This is a genomic window from Paenibacillus sp. JNU01, assembly GCF_059130585.1.
Map to the genome: position 1 here is coordinate 4,792,231 of NZ_CP169723.1, position 19,524 is coordinate 4,811,754.

General features: G+C 45.5%; 13 protein-coding genes, 3 rRNA genes, 1 pseudogene and 1 riboswitch. Of the genes and pseudogenes, 15 read left to right on the forward strand and 2 right to left on the reverse strand.

The features are described 5' to 3' along the window. Nucleotides 1-34: 34 nt before the first annotated feature. From NLBNIHML_RS20965 to rrf, 13 genes and pseudogenes are all read left to right on the forward strand, one after another. On the forward strand, nt 35-349 hold the full coding sequence (locus NLBNIHML_RS20965; protein WP_494352657.1) for a hypothetical protein: 315 nt from the start codon (nt 35-37) through the stop codon (nt 347-349). Then, a complete protein-coding gene (locus NLBNIHML_RS20970) occupies nt 346-741 on the forward strand; it encodes a hypothetical protein (protein WP_494352658.1) in 396 nt (131 codons plus the stop codon). Before NLBNIHML_RS20965 ends, NLBNIHML_RS20970 begins: the two co-directional genes overlap by 4 nt. 20 nt (nt 742-761) lie before the next feature. After that, complete coding sequence (locus NLBNIHML_RS20975; protein WP_494352659.1) at nt 762-1,415, forward strand: helicase HerA domain-containing protein; 654 nt, start codon at nt 762-764, stop codon at nt 1,413-1,415. Between the two features lie 162 nt (nt 1,416-1,577). Then, nucleotides 1,578-2,012 (forward strand): hypothetical protein, encoded by a 435-nt coding sequence (locus NLBNIHML_RS20980; protein ID WP_494352660.1) that lies wholly within the window; start codon nt 1,578-1,580, stop codon nt 2,010-2,012. Between the two features lie 349 nt (nt 2,013-2,361). Next, entirely contained in the window at nt 2,362-2,715 is a 354-nt protein-coding gene (locus tag NLBNIHML_RS20985) for a replication protein (protein WP_494352661.1), read from the forward strand. 54 nt (nt 2,716-2,769) lie between these two features. Further along, nucleotides 2,770-2,976 (forward strand): hypothetical protein, encoded by a 207-nt coding sequence (locus tag NLBNIHML_RS20990; RefSeq protein ID WP_494352662.1) that lies wholly within the window; start codon nt 2,770-2,772, stop codon nt 2,974-2,976. Between the two features lie 4 nt (nt 2,977-2,980). Next, a complete protein-coding gene (locus tag NLBNIHML_RS20995; RefSeq protein WP_494354737.1) occupies nt 2,981-3,070 on the forward strand; it encodes a DUF3173 family protein in 90 nt (29 codons plus the stop codon). Nucleotides 3,071-3,162: 92 nt separating this feature from the next. Beyond that, nucleotides 3,163-4,391 (forward strand): annotated as a pseudogene (locus NLBNIHML_RS21000) (tyrosine-type recombinase/integrase). A gap of 319 nt (nt 4,392-4,710) precedes the next feature. Beyond that, the gene (locus tag NLBNIHML_RS21005; protein WP_339258756.1) at nt 4,711-4,950 is read left to right on the forward strand and encodes a hypothetical protein; all 240 of its coding nucleotides are present in this window, start codon (nt 4,711-4,713) and stop codon (nt 4,948-4,950) included. A 369-nt stretch (nt 4,951-5,319) separates the two neighbouring features. Next, a riboswitch (purine riboswitch) is annotated at nt 5,320-5,419 on the forward strand. Between the two features lie 172 nt (nt 5,420-5,591). Beyond that, entirely contained in the window at nt 5,592-6,968 is a 1,377-nt protein-coding gene (locus NLBNIHML_RS21010) for an NCS2 family permease (protein ID WP_253430011.1), read from the forward strand. Nucleotides 6,969-7,786: 818 nt separating this feature from the next. After that, nucleotides 7,787-9,338 (forward strand): 16S ribosomal RNA (locus NLBNIHML_RS21015). Nucleotides 9,339-9,680: 342 nt separating this feature from the next. Then, nucleotides 9,681-12,605, forward strand: a 23S ribosomal RNA gene (locus NLBNIHML_RS21020). Nucleotides 12,606-12,681: 76 nt separating this feature from the next. Further along, a 5S ribosomal RNA gene (rrf, locus tag NLBNIHML_RS21025) occupies nt 12,682-12,798 on the forward strand. The 16S, 23S and 5S rRNA genes sit together here, the layout of an rRNA operon. A gap of 181 nt (nt 12,799-12,979) precedes the next feature. Here rrf and NLBNIHML_RS21030 read toward each other — a convergent pair. Then, nucleotides 12,980-13,531: an NADPH-dependent FMN reductase gene (locus NLBNIHML_RS21030; protein ID WP_494352663.1), complete on the reverse strand. Its 552-nt coding sequence runs from the start codon at nt 13,529-13,531 to the stop codon at nt 12,980-12,982. A 301-nt stretch (nt 13,532-13,832) separates the two neighbouring features. On the opposite strand from NLBNIHML_RS21030, the gene NLBNIHML_RS21035 reads away from it, so the two are divergent. Beyond that, nucleotides 13,833-14,837: a ketoacyl-ACP synthase III gene (locus NLBNIHML_RS21035; protein ID WP_494352664.1), complete on the forward strand. Its 1,005-nt coding sequence runs from the start codon at nt 13,833-13,835 to the stop codon at nt 14,835-14,837. 175 nt (nt 14,838-15,012) lie between these two features. Here the strand turns inward: NLBNIHML_RS21035 and NLBNIHML_RS21040 are convergent, their stop codons facing one another. Further along, nucleotides 15,013-16,947: an amidase family protein gene (locus NLBNIHML_RS21040; protein WP_339239476.1), complete on the reverse strand. Its 1,935-nt coding sequence runs from the start codon at nt 16,945-16,947 to the stop codon at nt 15,013-15,015. 372 nt (nt 16,948-17,319) lie between these two features. Between NLBNIHML_RS21040 and NLBNIHML_RS21045 the strand changes: the two genes are divergently transcribed. Further along, nucleotides 17,320-19,449: a DNA topoisomerase III gene (locus tag NLBNIHML_RS21045; protein ID WP_494352665.1), complete on the forward strand. Its 2,130-nt coding sequence runs from the start codon at nt 17,320-17,322 to the stop codon at nt 19,447-19,449. Nucleotides 19,450-19,524: the final 75 nt, after the last annotated feature.

A 19,524-nucleotide genomic window follows, 5' to 3' on the forward strand; every position in this document is an offset into this window, starting at 1 on the left:
CAATAAATTAAGAAAATAGAGGTGGAAGCGCAATATGAAAACAAAAAACTCGCAGAACGCATACAACGAAGAAACGGCACGTCATTATATTTCTGACAACAAACCAATCATCAATGTTTCTTCCGAATTAGAAACACAATATAACTGGATTGATGGAAAACGGACTGATGAGGTAACAGGTTACAAACTCTTCTTCACTCAAGAGGGAGTTAACCCGTTCGCTGTGAAATTTGAGAAAAAACCTTCTCTTCCACCTTTTCTTTCAGAAGTTAAATTGGAGAAACTCGAAGCAATCGAAATCAAATCAAATGTGTATTTCCGATCAGAAGGGGTACGGGTTGTTAAATGAAAAACTCAGAACTTGAAGGCTATTTGATCCAAGCTCTGAATATGGCATTACAGATAAATGGTGAGACTTCTTACACCAACTCATTTGATGTAAGGGTAGCGGACGAAGGTTTTTACTTCGTCCCTCGCCTTCCTGCAAGCTATGTCGTTGATAATGATCTTTATCAAAAGATTTATCTCATCAGCAATGCTGCTTTATATCCAGACTATACCCTATTAAAGCAAGCAGGGGCTTATTTTGTCCCGCTTGAAACAGAAGACATTCATGTGAAACGGGCACTATTTTTTCCGTGGTATAAAGGCACATCCAAAAGGTTGATTATTCCAGATATAGAGCGATTTATTACCAATCTACCGATAAAAAAATTCCAATTATGGAAAACTTCACAGTAAACCTTAACAAGGTTACTAGCATGGCTATTGCGGGGAACTCGGGGTCTGGAAAGTCCTATCTCCTTACCTACATTCTATTTGTGCTAAAAAAGAGTTCTAGTCTAGTGATAGTGGATCCAAAGTTCGACATCCCAAGCCGTTTTGGTAGAGAAAATAATGTTAAGGTTATTGCACCAAGTAATAACAGGAGTAAGAGCGACTTCGTTTCTGCTGTAAACAATGAGCTAAGTCAGTGTTTGGAATTGATTCATCAGCGACAACAAGTGCTCTACAACAATCCTCAAGCAGATTTTGAGCATTTTACAGTGGTGATTGACGAGGTTCTGGCATTAAGTGACGGTGTGGCAAAACCGATTAAGGAAGCATTCTTTAGCCTTCTTTCTCAAATTTCACTACTTGGCAGGGCATCAAAAATCCATCTCCTTCTTGTCTCACAACGTTTTGACAATAATGCTATCCCGATTTCATGTAGGGAGCAATTAAACGTGTTGATTCAAGTGGGAAACATCAATAGCAAAACGACCCAGTTCTTATTTCCAGACCTTGATTTGGAGGGGATTGTGATTCCGCAAGGAATTGGGACGGGACTGATACAGGTTATTGACTCCGAGCACTCATTTCAAATTATTCCATTATTAACACCAACATTTAATAATTTGAAAGGAATCATGTAGATGAAAAAACCAAGTAAATCATTCTTCATTCGGACGTTTCATATTAAAGGATGTCTGTTATTTATTTCATTGATACTCCTCATAGTTTGAGTTCCGTTCAAAATGATAGAAAGTTTTTTACACAATGAGACAAGTTCATTCCTGACAGAATACTCAGAATTTATGTCTAAAGCAGTGGGGGCAATATTCAATGCATTGGATGGGGTGATTGTGCTATCTGTCGCAACATTGCTACTACTGGTAGTTCCTGAACTGGTAACAAGGATTGTTAATGATTCATTATCAAATTGGTTCTCTTCAATATGGGTCAGCCTCCGTTTGAGAAAATTCTTAATAAGGCAGGCAGACCATGAAGGTGAAGGTATTTTCAAGATTCAACAGCATAACAAATCAATACGAAAATCTGTCATAGATATTAGGAATAAAAAAATCACCTATCTCGTTAAATTGCCAAATGATGTAATGGCACAAAAACTACTCCTTGAATCAAAAGAAATTCTTCGTGAAGAAATATCAAGTCGCTTTCCAGCCTACTCATTCTCGAATTTTGAGCGGTACAAACACTGGCTGAGGATTGAAGGAACAAAAATTAGATGAAGAATAGCGGAGCTTTTGCCTGCCGTGGGCAGAAGCAAAGAAGCTTCGCTATTCTTTATAGATGGCATGAATATTGTTAACTGTTTTAATTCACGTACATAGAGTTGAATGGTTGGGTTTATCAAACCATTCAACTCTATGTACGCCAACAACTGGAGCGTAAGCGCAAGGCGTTAGTCAGGTCGAAAGAGTACATGTTTATTAGATCCTCGTTCAAGTGTAATTGAACAATTTTATACAAGTGAAAATAACATTTTGATGCTGATATTTATAATGGTAGAAAACGATATTCCACGGGGCTACTACGACCCCCGTGGAATCAATAATCAATAATCGAGGGAAATGAACTATGGAAAAGAAAAAAGAGCAGAGAAGCAATAAATGGGCGTTCATTTTCTATCAAGAGAGTGCCCCGAAGAACTATTTAGAAATTTTAGAAAAAATGCACATACCCTTTGTGTTGAGCCCTTGGCACGATAAGGACGTGAATAAAGAGACTGGGGAAATTAAAAAGGCACACAAGCACGGTGCACTATACTTTGATTCTTTGAAAAGCTATTCGCAGGTTTCAAGCCTGATTAGCGAAAAGCTTAATGCCCCAAAGCACGTTGAGGTTGTGATGTCTCCAAAAGGAATGTATGAGTATTTCACACACGCAGAAAATCCAGATAAGACACCCTACCAAACAGAAGATGTTGAGTAGGGGTGTGGATTTGAACTTGGAAAATTCCTTGTTGAGCATAATACGGGTGAATTTTTGAACAGCATTATTGATATGATTGCAGAACAAGATTTTAAGGAATTTGAAGAACTTGTAATGTACGCAAGAAAAAATGATTATTTGTTGCTTGAGTTAATCGTAGATAGAACATATTTCTTCTCAAGGTTATTAGACTCAAGGCGTTATAGTTCAGAAAGATCCATTAAGAAAATTTATAAAGAATTAGGGGATGGCGATGAGTAAAACAATGGTGAACTCAGAAGACTTAAAGCGTGCTGGCTTCTCACCTTACACGGCTTCCAATATCATTAGACAAGCAAAACACTATAGGGTATGAGTTTTACGAGGGGCGGCGTATTTCTGTTGTCCCTTACAGGCAGTAAAATCCGTTATCGGTGATGTTGAGTTGTCCGAAACGGAGGATTAACTTTGCCAAAAACTAGCTACCAAGATATCTATCAAGATTAAAATGGGCAATACTATTATGAGGTAAGCTTAGGTACGGACAAAATCACAGGAAAACGTATCAAGCGTAAAGGTCGCAAGTCGCAATCTGGAAAGAAATTTGAGTCAGCAAAAGAAGCCTATGCGGAAGCTATCCGTGTAAAAAATGACTTTTTGCAAACTCAAGGATATTCTGATTATGGAATGACCTTTGAACAATTCATGAATAATGTTTACATTATAAGACTGAAGTGACAGAAGATACATTTGAGTCACGGAATCCATCTTTGAAAATTCTACTCGAACGTTTTGGAAAGAAGCCATTACGGAAGATTACTTTGCACGACATTCAATTTTTCAGAACGTGGCTTATGGATAAAAATGCGGCAGGGTATTCACAGTCTTATGCTTCGTTGGTCTTTGGAATGTTGAAGAAAATTCTTGAATTTGCGGTTACGCTCAATTACCTTGATAAGAATGTTGCTCAACAAGTGAAGCCTATTCCTAAAGTGAAAACAGATTTTGCTTACTGGACGAAAGACGAATTTGAGAAAGTAATCTCGAAGATTTACACCGAAGATTTTTATGAGCATTTGTGCTTTGTGATGTTGTGGGTCTACTATATGACAGGTGTTCGTGTGAACGAAGGAACAGCTCTCTAGTGGAATGATGTTGATTTTGAGAAAAAACAGCTTCGTGTTCATCATATGCTAGTTTCTAAGAGTCGCAAGAATTACAATCGGAAGAACCACACGAAAACAGTTGATGGAAAACGGGTGCTTGCATTAGATGATGATACGCTTGAAGTGTTGCGTGTATGGAAAGAGCGACAAGCACAACACGGAAATATGGATTTCATCTTCTCCTATTATGATAGCTTACCCATGATTAAATCAACGATAGCCCGAATTATTGCTCGTTATGCGAAGCTTGCAGGTGCTCCGGTCATACAGGCAAAAGGATTACGTCATTCTCATGTAAGCCTTCTCATCAATGAATTAAATGCTTCTGTTTTGGTTGTCTCAAAACGTCTCGGACACAGTTCGCCAGAAATTACGTTAAAACACTATGCACATTTGTGACGTGGGATTGATGATGCTGTCGCTGAATCAATGGCAGGCATTATCAAAATTGAAACTGCAACGAGTAAGCAATTTGCATTTGTCGGCAATCAAACGGTGAAACAATTGTCGCCAAAACTGTCTCCAAGGTAGTGGAGACACCTTAGAAATTTGATAACAGCAGGCATTACAAGCCCGCCCTACCCGCTTCATCGAGTGGGAATAGGATATACGCCATAACAATAGATTGAAAAAAGACTCTCTTTTATCTGCGGTGTTTAGCAAATAGAAGGGAGTCTTTTTTATTGCGTACCGTACCGTATGAGTAAACATTAATCCAGGCGCTGTTCCTTATTAATAATCTCTAGAATTTCATCCCATTTTAAAGTTCGTTTCATGATTCTTTCAGGTCTAGGCTGTACAATAAGGATATACTAAGAGCTAATATGGCTACTGAAAGGAGATTGAATGTATGCGTAAAACCGACTATATGAGCAAATGGAAAATGGGCATTGGAAGTGCATTTCTGATGGTGATGTTGGCAGGGTGCGGTTCAGGTATGCAAGACCTGGCTTCCGGTTCAGGAGACTTTCCACTTGTGAACTTAGAGGCAGCGGATGCTTCTTCCGATCAGACCAGAAATCCGGACTTAACAACGAACACGAATCAGGAACAACAAGAGGGACAGGATGCTCCACAGACAGAGGTTTAACTAACATAGGACTGATCCGGTAAAAAAAAGCTCCGGAACATGTCGCCAATTGCTCCATATACCTAATTAACATTAACTATTCACCTGATTGCCAAAACGCATCAGAAACATAAGCTGGCCAGATTAGAGCGCTTCTCGCCCTTTGATCAGGCTAGCTTTTTTATGTTAAACTGCTGAACTTTCTAGTCTGACAGAATGAACATATTCCCTAGAGATTTCACCGAAAAAAGCGCATACAATTGGGTTGTAAACCGCTGAACTGGTTCAATCTGTTAAATAATACGAACGATATTATAGGATATCGATATTAACATTCGTTTTTATGATTGACAAAAACATACTGCCCTCCTAAAATAGTGATGGGAAACAAACAAATAGCGCATACTAATTCGTATAATCTCGGGAATTGGCCTGAGAGTCTCTACGAGATCACCCTAATGATCTGGCTACGAAGAGGAGAAGGCTGAGCACAGGAATTCTACATGATTGCGGGACATCACGCACATTAGAATTTTTTTTGTTCTTAGTAAATGGCATCGTGCCGCTCCTTGTCAGCTGAACCCTGGGTGAAGAATATTCATCAGGGTCATTTGTCGTTTTTCAATATGGCTTCAACATCTCTAAGGGGGAGTTAGTGAATTATGGATCGTTTTTTTAAATTAAAAGAAAACGGAACAAATGTTAGAACGGAGATTGTTGCGGGTCTTACTACCTTTATGACAATGGCTTACATTCTTTTCGTAAATACGTTGTTCTTGGGACAGGCCGGAGCGGGGATGTCGGATAATGCAGTATTCTTTGCAACAGCCGTCGGTGCCGGATTAATGACTATTATTATGGGATTGTTCGTGAATATTCCAATCGCGCTTGCACCAGGTATGGGATTGAATGCGTACTTCATGACTGTTGTTCTAAGTTCGAACGGGGCGATTACTTGGCAGGCTGCTCTCGGAGCGGTATTCCTTTCCGGTATCGTGTTCATTATTTTGACCGTGACAAAGATTCGGCAAATGCTGCTTGTGGCAGTTCCGCAGTCGATCAAAATGGCCATTACGGTGGGTATCGGTCTCTTTATTACCATCATCGGTTTCAAACTTGCTAATCTCGTGGCGGTAACCGTTAATGTCGCACCAGACGCAGACCTGAGTCAGCCGATTCCGGGTAGCAGTTTTAACCTGTCATTGGGCAACTTTGTAACACATCACGATGCATTGCTGGCTCTGATTGGTTTGCTCCTGATTGCTATACTGATGGTTATGCGTGTCAAAGGCGCTCTGCTGATCGGGATCGTAGTAACAACGCTGATTGGTATTCCAATGGGTGTTACGAATCTGAGTGGTCTTTCAGGCGCGAGCTGGTTGCCTAACTTCAGCGATCTGGCAGTTGGACAACTGGATTTGAAAGGTGCTATCAGTCTCGGATTGTTCGAGATCATCTTCATCTTCACCTTCGTTGAATTGTTCGACACGTTCGGTACGATGGTAGGTACGGCAACACGTATGGGGATTATGAAGGACAAGAAAAAAGGCGAGAAAACGATCGGTAAAGCGATGCTCGTCGATGCAGTTGGTGTCAGTGCAGGTGCTGCACTGGGTACAAGTACAATTACGGCATACGTTGAAAGTGCTTCAGGCGTTGAGGCGGGTGGACGTACAGGACTGACTTCGGTAACGACAGGTTTGTTGTTCATTTTGGCCCTGTTTATCGCTCCGCTTGCGCTGGTTGTTCCATCCGCTGCGACAGCTCCGGCATTGATCATCGTGGGTGTGCTTATGATGAGTCAAGTACGTAGCATCGAGTGGGATGATTTCCTGCAAGCTTTCCCAGCGTTCCTTACCATTGTATTGATGCCTTTCACAGGCGGAATTGCAAACGGGATCTCCGCAGGTATCGTATCTTATGTGATTCTGGCGGTGTTCAGTAACTTGGTTACAGAGCGTAAAGTTAAAATTCACTGGCTCATGTGGATCTTGGCAATCATTGTAGTCTGCCGATACGTATTTATTGGCGGGGAGTAAGCATACAATAGTTGTGAGGAAGAATACTGTATTAAGTATGTAGTCTCATATATGAAAGAAAAGCGGAAGCCACGGGATCTAAACCCGGAGCTTTCGCTTTTTTTGTTTTCTTTTCTTGAGTAAAATGAATTTCAAAATTGTTTTCCTTCTATAATAGAAGGAATGAGTATAATGCTCTATGATCTGTTGATTATTTATCCAATGAGATCATACAGTTAGCATGTTTCTATAAGTATGAAGATTCTATACTATTCTTTCTTTTACAATGAAGGATAATAGTGAAGTGAACTTCTCGTGATCTGAATGTCATTAGCGCAATTGTGGTAGCGTGTATACAAAAGGAGTTTTCTCTACAATAGGCTTGGATAATCATACGGGAGTTTTTTTTCATAAGTATTATACGTCCGACACTAAGGAAATGCTTGTTAAAGGACTATGGATAATATATTTGAAGAAACTAATCTTATTCGAAAAAAAAGACTTGCATCCGATAACTGTACATGGTATATTCTAATTCCGGCCAAGAAAACACGAGATACACGGTGCGGCAAGCGAATGAAATAAGCTTCGAAAGAAACTTAAAAAAAGAGCTTGCAAAGTTGGTTCGGACATGATATTATATAAGAGTTGATGAAGAGAACAACATTCGGTAACGAAATAAGTTTGATCTTTGAAAACTGAACAACGAGTGAGTAAACATTCTGCTTGCAGAATGAAAGCGAAAGTTTGAAACAAGCCTTGGCTTGGATCGACTGGAGCACAAATGAGATTTATAATCTCGTCAGATTCAAAATGAGCTTATCGCTCTTTTCAATACTTTATTGGAGAGTTTGATCCTGGCTCAGGACGAACGCTGGCGGCATGCCTAATACATGCAAGTCGAGCGGAGTTGATAAGAAGCTTGCTTCTTTGAGACTTAGCGGCGGACGGGTGAGTAACACGTAGGCAACCTGCCCTCAAGTTTGGGACAACTACCGGAAACGGTAGCTAATACCGAATAATTGTTTTCTTCGCCTGAAGGAAACTGGAAAGACGGAGCAATCTGTCACTTGGGGATGGGCCTGCGGCGCATTAGCTAGTTGGTGGGGTAACGGCTCACCAAGGCGACGATGCGTAGCCGACCTGAGAGGGTGATCGGCCACACTGGGACTGAGACACGGCCCAGACTCCTACGGGAGGCAGCAGTAGGGAATCTTCCGCAATGGGCGAAAGCCTGACGGAGCAATGCCGCGTGAGTGATGAAGGTTTTCGGATCGTAAAGCTCTGTTGCCAGGGAAGAACGCTTGGGAGAGTAACTGCTCTCAAGGTGACGGTACCTGAGAAGAAAGCCCCGGCTAACTACGTGCCAGCAGCCGCGGTAATACGTAGGGGGCAAGCGTTGTCCGGAATTATTGGGCGTAAAGCGCGCGCAGGCGGTCATTTAAGTCTGGTGTTTAATCCCGGGGCTCAACCCCGGATCGCACTGGAAACTGGGTGACTTGAGTGCAGAAGAGGAGAGTGGAATTCCACGTGTAGCGGTGAAATGCGTAGATATGTGGAGGAACACCAGTGGCGAAGGCGACTCTCTGGGCTGTAACTGACGCTGAGGCGCGAAAGCGTGGGGAGCAAACAGGATTAGATACCCTGGTAGTCCACGCCGTAAACGATGAGTGCTAGGTGTTAGGGGTTTCGATACCCTTGGTGCCGAAGTTAACACATTAAGCACTCCGCCTGGGGAGTACGGTCGCAAGACTGAAACTCAAAGGAATTGACGGGGACCCGCACAAGCAGTGGAGTATGTGGTTTAATTCGAAGCAACGCGAAGAACCTTACCAGGTCTTGACATCCCTCTGATCGATGCAGAGATGTATCTTTCCTTCGGGACAGAGGAGACAGGTGGTGCATGGTTGTCGTCAGCTCGTGTCGTGAGATGTTGGGTTAAGTCCCGCAACGAGCGCAACCCTTGATCTTAGTTGCCAGCACTTTGGGTGGGCACTCTAAGGTGACTGCCGGTGACAAACCGGAGGAAGGTGGGGATGACGTCAAATCATCATGCCCCTTATGACCTGGGCTACACACGTACTACAATGGCCGGTACAACGGGCTGTGAAGCCGCGAGGTGGAACGAATCCTAAAAAGCCGGTCTCAGTTCGGATTGCAGGCTGCAACTCGCCTGCATGAAGTCGGAATTGCTAGTAATCGCGGATCAGCATGCCGCGGTGAATACGTTCCCGGGTCTTGTACACACCGCCCGTCACACCACGAGAGTTTATAACACCCGAAGTCGGTGGGGTAACCGCAAGGAGCCAGCCGCCGAAGGTGGGATAGATGATTGGGGTGAAGTCGTAACAAGGTAGCCGTATCGGAAGGTGCGGCTGGATCACCTCCTTTCTATGGAGAATCGTTTCCCGCGTGGAAACATTCAAATACAAGTCTTCAGGAAGCATGCTTCCGAAGCGAGCTTTACTTCGTAAAGCTTTTAACTCACTCGTTGCTCAGTTTTGAGAGCTCAAACTCTCAAACAGCTTGCTTTTGCATGGAGCTTGTTCTTTGAAAACTAGATATCGAAACGAAAGTAAATGCGAATTAGAACATTCCTTTTTAGCTGAACTTGTGTATAACAAGTTTCAATAAAAACGGTAGATTGCATGAGCGAGTGATCGAAATGGAACGACTTTTGGCTTTGGACGCAGTCCAAAACAAGCGGAGTGACAGCTCGAACACGAGCGATATGGTTAAGCTACTAAGAGCACACGGAGGATGCCTAGGCGCTAGGAGCCGATGAAGGACGTGGCGAACAACGAAACTGCCTCGGGGAGCTGTAAGCAAGCTTTGATCCGGGGGTGTCCGAATGGGGAAACCCAGCTGGGGTAATTTCCAGTTACTTACAACTGAATACATAGGTTGTGTAGAGGCATACCAGGGGAACTGAAACATCTAAGTACCCTGAGGAAGAGAAAACAATAGTGATTCCGTCAGTAGCGGCGAGCGAACGCGGAGAAGCCCAAACCAAGGAGCTTGCTCTTTGGGGTTGTGGGACGTCTCACATGGAGTTACAAAGGAACCGGTTAAGCGAAGAGGTCTGGAAAGGCCCGCCAAAGAAGGTAAAAGCCCTGTAATTGAAAGTCTGTTCCCTCCGAGACGGATCCCGAGTAGTGCGGGGCACGTGAAACCCCGTATGAATCCGGCAGGACCATCTGCCAAGGCTAAATACTTCCTAGCGACCGATAGTGAAGCAGTACCGTGAGGGAAAGGTGAAAAGCACCCCGGAAGGGGAGTGAAATAGAACCTGAAACCGTGTGCTTACAAAAAGTCAGAGCCCGTTTTAGGGGTGATGGCGTGCCTTTTGTAGAATGAACCGGCGAGTTACGTTCCCGTGCAAGGTTAAGGTGAAGAGCCGGAGCCGCAGCGAAAGCGAGTCTGAATAGGGCGATGTAGTACGTGGACGTAGACCCGAAACCGGGTGATCTACCCCTGTCCAGGGTGAAGGTGCGGTAACACGCACTGGAGGCCCGAACCCACGCACGTTGAAAAGTGCGGGGATGAGGTGGGGGTAGCGGAGAAATTCCAATCGAACTCGGAGATAGCTGGTTCTCCCCGAAATAGCTTTAGGGCTAGCCTCGGAAAACAGAGTCGTGGAGGTAGAGCACTGATTGGGTGCGGGGCCCGCAAGGGTTACCAAGCTCAGTCAAACTCCGAATGCCATAGACTTACTTCCGGGAGTCAGACAGTGAGTGCTAAGATCCATTGTCAAAAGGGAAACAGCCCAGACCATCAGCTAAGGTCCCCAAGTGTGTGTTAAGTGGGAAAGGATGTGGAGTTGCACAGACAACCAGGATGTTGGCTTAGAAGCAGCCACCATTGAAAGAGTGCGTAATAGCTCACTGGTCGAGTGACTCTGCGCCGAAAATGTAACGGGGCTAAACACACCACCGAAGCTATGGCTTGATGCTTGCATCAGGGGTAGGGGAGCGTTGTATAAGGGTTGAAGGTGTACCGTAAGGAGCGCTGGACATTATACAAGTGAGAATGCCGGTATGAGTAACGAAAAGATCAGTGAGAATCTGATCCGCCGAAAGCCTAAGGGTTCCTGAGGAAGGCTCGTCCGCTCAGGGTAAGTCGGGACCTAAGGCGAGGCCGAAAGGCGTAGTCGAAGGACAACAGGTCGAAATTCCTGTACCACCGTAAGCCGTTATGAGCAATGGGGGGACGCAGTAGGGTAGTGACGCGGACTGATGGATGTCCGTCTAAGCAGTGAGGCTGATGTGTAGGCAAATCCGCACATCATAAGGCTGAGCTGTGATGGGGAGCGAAAATTGTAGTAGCGAAGGTCATGATCTCACACTGCCAAGAAAAGCCTCTAGCCAGGTGAAGGTGCCCGTACCGCAAACCGACACAGGTAGGCGAGAAGAGTATTCTAAGGCGCGCGGAAGAACTCTCGTTAAGGAACTCGGCAAAATGACCCCGTAACTTCGGGAGAAGGGGTGCCCCGGTAGTGTGAATAGCACGAGGGGGCCGCAGTGAAAAGGCCCAAGCGACTGTTTAGCAAAAACACAGGTCTGTGCGAAGCCGTAAGGCGAAGTATACGGGCTGACGCCTGCCCGGTGCTGGAAGGTTAAGGGGAGTGGTTAGGAGCAATCCGAAGCTGTGAACCGAAGCCCCAGTAAACGGCGGCCGTAACTATAACGGTCCTAAGGTAGCGAAATTCCTTGTCAGGTAAATTCTGACCCGCACGAATGGCGTAACGACTTGGGCGCTGTCTCAACGAGAGATCCGGTGAAATTTTAATACCTGTGAAGATGCAGGTTACCCGCGACAAGACGGAAAGACCCCATGGAGCTTTACTGCAGCTTGATATTGAATTTGGGTACGATCTGTACAGGATAGGTGGGAGCCTTTGAAGCGTGAGCGCCAGCTTGCGTGGAGGCAACGTTGGGATACCACCCTGATCGTATCTAGGTTCTAACCTGGTACCGTAATCCGGTGCGGGGACAGTGTCAGGTGGGCAGTTTGACTGGGGCGGTCGCCTCCTAAAGAGTAACGGAGGCGCCCAAAGGTTCCCTCAGAATGGTTGGAAATCATTCGAAGAGTGCAAAGGCATAAGGGAGCTTGACTGCGAGACCTACAAGTCGAGCAGGGACGAAAGTCGGGCTTAGTGATCCGGTGGTACCGCATGGAAGGGCCATCGCTCAACGGATAAAAGCTACCCTGGGGATAACAGGCTTATCTCCCCCAAGAGTCCACATCGACGGGGAGGTTTGGCACCTCGATGTCGGCTCATCGCATCCTGGGGCTGAAGTAGGTCCCAAGGGTTGGGCTGTTCGCCCATTAAAGCGGTACGCGAGCTGGGTTCAGAACGTCGTGAGACAGTTCGGTCCCTATCTGTCGTGGGCGTAGGAAATTTGAGAGGAGCTGTCCTTAGTACGAGAGGACCGGGATGGACGTACCGCTGGTGTACCAGTTGTTCCGCCAGGAGCACCGCTGGGTAGCTATGTACGGACGGGATAAACGCTGAAAGCATCTAAGCGTGAAGCCCCCCTCAAGATGAGATTTCCCAGTATGTAAGACCCCTTGAAGACGACGAGGTAGATAGGCTGGGGGTGGAAGTGCAGCAATGCATGGAGCTGACCAGTACTAATCGGTCGAGGGCTTATCCAATAGCAAGTGATAGTTCGCATGTTTCGTTTCGAATCTAGTTTTCAGAGAACAACAACTCTGAAATGTAAGCACCGCGTTTGGTGGCGATGGCGGAGGGGTTCCACACGTACCCATCCCGAACACGACCGTTAAGCCCTCTAGCGCCGATGGTACTTGGACCGCAGGGTCCTGGGAGAGTAGGACGCCGCCAAGCAATCGAAGGACACACTTGATCATATCGAGTGTGTCCTTTTTATTTTAATCCTAAATACTTATATAAACCTTAACAGCCCTGGTAAATAACCAAGGCTGTTTTTTTATTTCAATATTTATGAGAATGATAAATAACTTTAAAAGGATCATTTCTCTATCAGGGATTTAAGTACAACATTTGTCTAGCTTTTCATTTGATTGCAAGCATCCTCAAGGATTGAAAGGGAGTTCTGCAATGCATGCTGGGTTTCCGAATCAATGATGACGCCTGGTTTGTTCATTTTCAATGTAATATGAGGAATGGTTAAACAGCCCTCCTGTAGAACTTGTGCATTGATCATGTTTAGTGTCAGCAATAAGGAAGCATGGGCTTTGTCACCTCCCATGGGGCTTGGGGAAGCAGCGATGGCAATAGTGGGTTTATTGAGCCATTCTCCAGAAGATACAACCCAATCTAGTGCGTTTTTTAAGACCCCGGGAACGCCATTTCCATACTCTGGTGTGCAGATAAGGACACCGTCCGAATGCTTAAGTTGGGCTCTCAAGTGCTGTATGGACACTGGACCCTCCTCGACATCGAGATCAGGGTTAAAATGCGGCAGATCATTTAATCCATCATATACTTCAAACTTAAGGTTAGTGTGAGCCAGCTTAATTATGGCGTGCATTAGTAACGTATTGGAGGACTGATTACGCAGACTTCCGGAAATGGCAAGGATATTTAATTCTTTCATGGGTATAGGTCATCTCTATTCTTTAGTAATGTAGGGCAATCTGTTTATTTTCCTCCTGTTGGAATGAACTGTCTATAAAAAACGCATTTAATTAAGACATTCTTCATGTTAGTCAGGGGATATTCACAATTCTTCATCAAAAATGCATACCATCGTTTGTATTGCTCTGGGTAATAAATGAAGAGATCATTTTAAAATAAACAACTAACAAAAGAATCATAATAAATATTTTATAAAATTAGTACCAAGTCCTAAGACTTAGTGCTATAATGGTGAAAAACCAAATGAGGTGAATGCCGATATGAATCATCAATCAAAGGCAACGATCACGGCAATGGGAGCATATGTACCGGATCGAATATTAACGAATGCTGATCTGGAGAAATTAGTCGAGACAAGTGACGAATGGATTGTGCAACGTACAGGCATGAGAGAGCGGCGAATTGCAGCTGAAGACCAATATGTATCTGACCTGGCTACGAAGGCTGTTGAAGATATGATAACTCGTTATGGAGTTAGTATAGAAGATGTGGATATGATTCTTGTGGCTACTAGCACACCTGAATATGCATTTCCAAGTACGGCATCCAGAGTACAGGCTAATCTTAAGATCCACCACACGGGTGTACTGGATCTAAATGCGGCATGCGCTGGTTTCTCCTACGGGCTGCAGCTTGCTGACAGTCTGGTGACCAGTGGAATGTACCGCAAAGTGCTAGTTATCGGCGCAGAGACGTTATCCAAAATTACGGATTACACAGACCGCACGACTTGTGTCCTGTTTGGGGACGGAGCTGGAGCCTTCTTGGTGGAGAGAGCTGCACATGTTGAAGGTGACTTTATGGCAGCGATATCCGGTACGCATGGAGAAGGCGGTATCCATCTTTATAAGAGTGGTCTGTCTTCAGAGATGGATGGAGTGCCTTTACAGGGCGAAGGTTGTTTGGTTCAGAATGGACGAGAGGTATATAAGTGGGCTGTACGGACGATTCCAGAGCAATTGGATAAGCTTATAGCAAAAGCTGAATTAAGACCTGAACAGATTGACTGGTTTGTCCCGCATAGTGCCAACATGAGAATGATTGAGGCTGTTTGCGAACGTGGCCCGGTCCCTTTGGAACGTACTTTAACCAGTGTCGAATATCGCGGGAATACATCTGCTGCTTCCATTCCGCTTGCATTGCAGCTTGCAGTGGATGAAGGGAAGTTAAAAGAAGGACAGACTGTGGCTCTCTTTGGTTTTGGCGGTGGTCTGACTTACGCAGGTCTGGTGCTGAAGTGGGGCGTACCGGACAAAGTTAAGTAATGGATAACATACGGGAATTTGCAACATCAAATTAGACAGAGGAAATAAAAGAGACCACCCAGACTTCATACAATCATGAAGAGGGTGGTCTCTTTAGTGAGAATTCGTTTAAATAAAATGATATGAATGCATCTGTTTTTTGTGTTAACAGGAAATGCTTAATCCCATAAATATTTTACGGCGTAAGCTTAGGCGCTTGGCGGTGATGTGTACCTTGTTCGTAGCTGTAAGCCAGCTTGATCAAAGTTCCTTCATCAAAGGCACGACCCAAGAACTCCATGCCTACAGGCAGACCATCGGTTGTGAAACCAGCAGGAACCGTGATCGCCGGGAAGCCGGAGAATGGACTCAAACGGTTGTTACCACCAGAGTTTTGTCCTTCGCCAATAACACCAGCGGCTTGTGTGGACGTAGGATAGATGATGGCATCCAGATTATTATCTGCCATTACTTTCAGCAAGGATTCACGTGTAACTTGGGTACGTTTCAGGACGATATCCTTATATTCGGTAGTCTCCAGGGTTTGGCGTGCATCCCGAGTCTTCATGGATTGTTCTTGGGACTTATCAAACTCTCCGGAAGCGATGATCTCGGACAGACTGTGGTATGGAGCATCTGCACCCAATGATTCCAAATAGTCATTCAGCTGGAACTTGAATTCATATCCACTAAGGCTTGGGTATTTGTTGATCTCAGCCAAGTTCGGGATAGAAATTGGAACTGCGGTAGCGCCAAGTGATTTCAATTCTTCAACAGCTGTGTTGATTACGTCAGCAACGGCTTTTTCTTCAGCTTTGGTACTTGGGATGAGTTCGGTGGCCACACCGATGCGCGCACCTTTCAGTCCATTTACATCCAAGAAGTCAGTGTAGCTGGAAGGGATTTTCCCAACCGCGTAAGCTGTAGCGACATCTTTTTTGTCATAGCCGGCTGTAGCATCCAGCATGATTGCGGCATCACTTACGGTACGAGCCATTGGTCCACCGACATCCTGTGTCAAAGCCAATGGGATAATGCCTTCACGGCTGGATAGTCCGATGGTTGGGCGGATACCCACAAGGCTGTTGAAGCTGGAAGGGATTCGGATCGAACCGCCAGTGTCTGTACCCATGCCAGCTGCGGCAAAGTTAGATGCAATGGCAGCGCCTGTTCCACCGCTTGAGCCACCTGGATAGTGGTCCAGGGCGTATGGATTCAATGTTTGTCCACCCAATGAGCTGGATGTTGTGATGCCAAATGCGAATTCATGCAGGTTTGTTTTGCCCAAGATAATGGCGCCAGCTGCTTTGAGTTTCTTCACTTGTTCAGCATCGTGAGCAGGAATGGAATCCTTAAGACAGATACAACCTGCAGTTGTCGGCATGTCATTGGTATCGAAATTGTCTTTCACCAGAATTGGAACGCCATGCAGAGGTCCGCGGGCACCTTGAGCTGCACGTTCTTCATCCAATTGCTCCGCGATTTGGAGCGCATCCGGGTTCAGGGTTAATACCGCGTTGATGCTTACACCCTGATCATCGTATTTTTCAATGCGGTCCAGATATTTCTGAACCAGTTCTTTTGATGTCAGTTTTCCTTGCGTCATAGCGGCCTGGAGATCCATGATGGTTGCTTCCTCCAGGACAAACGGTTTTATGTAATTATAGATGCGATCTTTCAGTATGGAGAGGTCATTCTCGGTAAGTACAGCATTTGGAAGGAAGAGGGATTCCGTATAGCCTTTCATCAACCCCGCAGTGTTCAATGCACCGACAGCACCTGCAAAGGTGGATTCATCCGGGACATCCTTGAATGATTCGGTAGTCGAATCCAGCTTGAGCCATTGTTGCAAGGCAACCGCAGCATCTTTACGTTGTACGGTTGTTCCGGAGAGCTTGTCCATGGTAAAAGGAACACCTGCAAGTGTAGCGGCTTCTTCCATGGCTTGAACAAATGCTGCCGGCGTAGCAGGCGCTTTCCCTTTGGAGACAGCTGCTACTGTTGTTTTGCTTGTAGGCGTTGCCGTTGCGGCTGATGCCGAAGGTAATGTTCCTCCCCATGTTGTGGCAACGACAGCTCCCGCCAGTAACAAAGCCCCACTTTTTTTCAATACAGATCCATGATAAGTCATGCATCCACGCTCCCTTCCTGTGTCTCATTGATGTGTGTTAACAGCGATTCTGTTTCTATGCTTTTGACACATTGTATAGTTATGTTAGGTAATCTTACAAGGTTTATATTTATCCAAAAAAACGTATACATCAATATCGATCGGTATAAAACCTTATCCATGCTTCTATTTACTTGATCACAGTAAAACTATTAATTATTCTTATGTAAATAAATGTGACATGAATTCGATATATTGATTAAACATTAGAAACAGAATGGGAGTAAGATGAGGGAATGGAGATCACAGAGCATACCTTTAGTGCGAGATGATATAATGAAAAGATAGGAATAAAAGAGACATAACGTTCTACCAGAGAGGAAGAGATATGAAGTGAAGACATTAGTACTCGCAGAAAAACCATCTGTAGCACGCGAAATAGCCAGAGTTATGGGCGCGCGTGATAAACATAAAAGTTATATGGAAGGCCCGAAATATATCGTTACCTGGGCGCTGGGGCATCTGGTTGGATTAGCTGAGCCAGAGGATTACGATAAGAAGTATGCCACATGGAATCTGGAGGATTTGCCGATTCTGCCAGAGCGTACGAAACTGAAGGTACTGAAAGAGACCAATCATCAATATAAAGCCGTACAGCAGTTGATGAAACGTCAGGATGTGGGCGAGCTGGTCATTGCCACAGATGCGGCCCGTGAGGGTGAATTGCTGGCCCGTTGGATCATGCAGATGGCGGGGTGGAAAAAATCATTCAAACGTCTATGGATTTCATCTCAGACAGATAAGGCGATCAAAGACGGATTTGCTTCGCTAAAGCCAGGCAGTCAGTTCGACCGTCTCTATGAATCAGCACGTTGCCGGGCAGAGGCCGACTGGATGATTGGACTTAACGTGACTCGTGCGCTAACTGTTCGTTTCAATGCGCAGTTGTCTGCTGGACGGGTGCAAACGCCGACCTTGGGCATGATTATGGATAGAGAAAATGAAATTAATGGGTTTCGCTCTCAGGAGTATGAGACGTTAACGGCAGATTTAGGAGATTTTCAGGCTGTGTGGCGGGCAGCAGGGGGAGATTCGCGCATATTCAACCCTCAAGAAATGCAAGAATTGAAGAAGCGGGTAGACGGGCGTAAGGGCACGATTGCCCAGGTGAAGAAAAGTGAGAAAGTAGAGCCACATCCACTGGCATATGACCTGACGGAACTGCAGCGGGATGCCAACCGGAAATATGGTTTCTCGGCAAAGCAAACCTCAAATGTCCTGCAACGTCTATATGAGCAGCACAAACTCGTGACGTACCCACGTACGGACAGCCGATATCTGACTGCCGACATGACAGCTACATTGAAAGAACGTCTGGACAGTGTAGCCATTGGACCTTATGCGTCTCTGGCACGTCCTTTGCTGCGCAAAAATCTGAATATCACCAAACGTATTGTGGATGACAGCAAAGTGACCGATCACCATGCCATTATTCCCACGGAGCAAACGGTACTTCTGAATCAATTGAACCCGGAGGAACGCAAATTGTACGATCTGATTGTACGTCGTTTTATCAGCCTGTTCTATCCGGCAGCGAAGTACGATTCGGTTGCAATCACGGTTCAAGTGGGGAATGATTCCTTCCATGTCAAAGGTACAACGGTGAAAGAAAGCGGATGGCGCGAAGTATACGGCGGTGATTACAGCGATGATGACGATGACCGTGCTGACGATGCAGCAGACCATGAGCGCACTCTTTTGCCAGATGTGCAGCAAGGACAGTCCGTGACGGTTCAGCGTTGCCATATTAAAAGTGGACGGACGATGCCGCCAAAACGGTATACCGAAGCCGCTTTACTTTTCCAGATGGAAAAGCATGGACTCGGCACTCCGGCTACACGGGCGGATATTATTGAGAAACTGGTCAGTTCCGATACGATAGATCGTCAAGGCAACAGCATGCATCCAACCGGCAAAGGAAAACAGTTGATTGAACTGGCTGCTCCACAGCTGCGTACACCGGATCTGACTGCCCGCTGGGAAGCTGAACTGGAGCGCATCGCTCGTGGGCAAGGACAGCCAGGCCCTTTCCTGGACAGCATCCGCTCCATGGCCAAAGAGCTCGTGTCAACGGTGAAAGGCAGCAAAGCGGAGTACAAGCCGCATAATGTGTCCAATAGCCACTGCCCTGACTGCAATGCGCGATTGTTGGAGAAGAAGGGCAAGCGCGGCAAGTTCCTTGTATGTCCTACGGAGGACTGTGGATATCGTCGTTCGGCCGAGAAAAGATTGTCCAATCGTCGCTGCGCGCAGTGCCACAAAAAGATGGAAATCAAAGAAGGCAAAGCGGGGCTATACGTGCAATGTCTGCCTTGTGGTATTACAGAAACATTGAATAAGGATAAACAACATGTGAACAAACGCGATCAGCAAAAACTCGTGAAACAATATGCGAAGCAGGAGTCCATTGGGTCTAACCTTGGAGAGCTGTTGAAGGCGGCTATGGAGAAAAAGGGAGAGTAGAGCAAGCTCTGAGTTAGGGCAGATCGCATCCTCATGTAACGCTAGTTGCGAATAACTGGCGCTATGGAAAGTGAT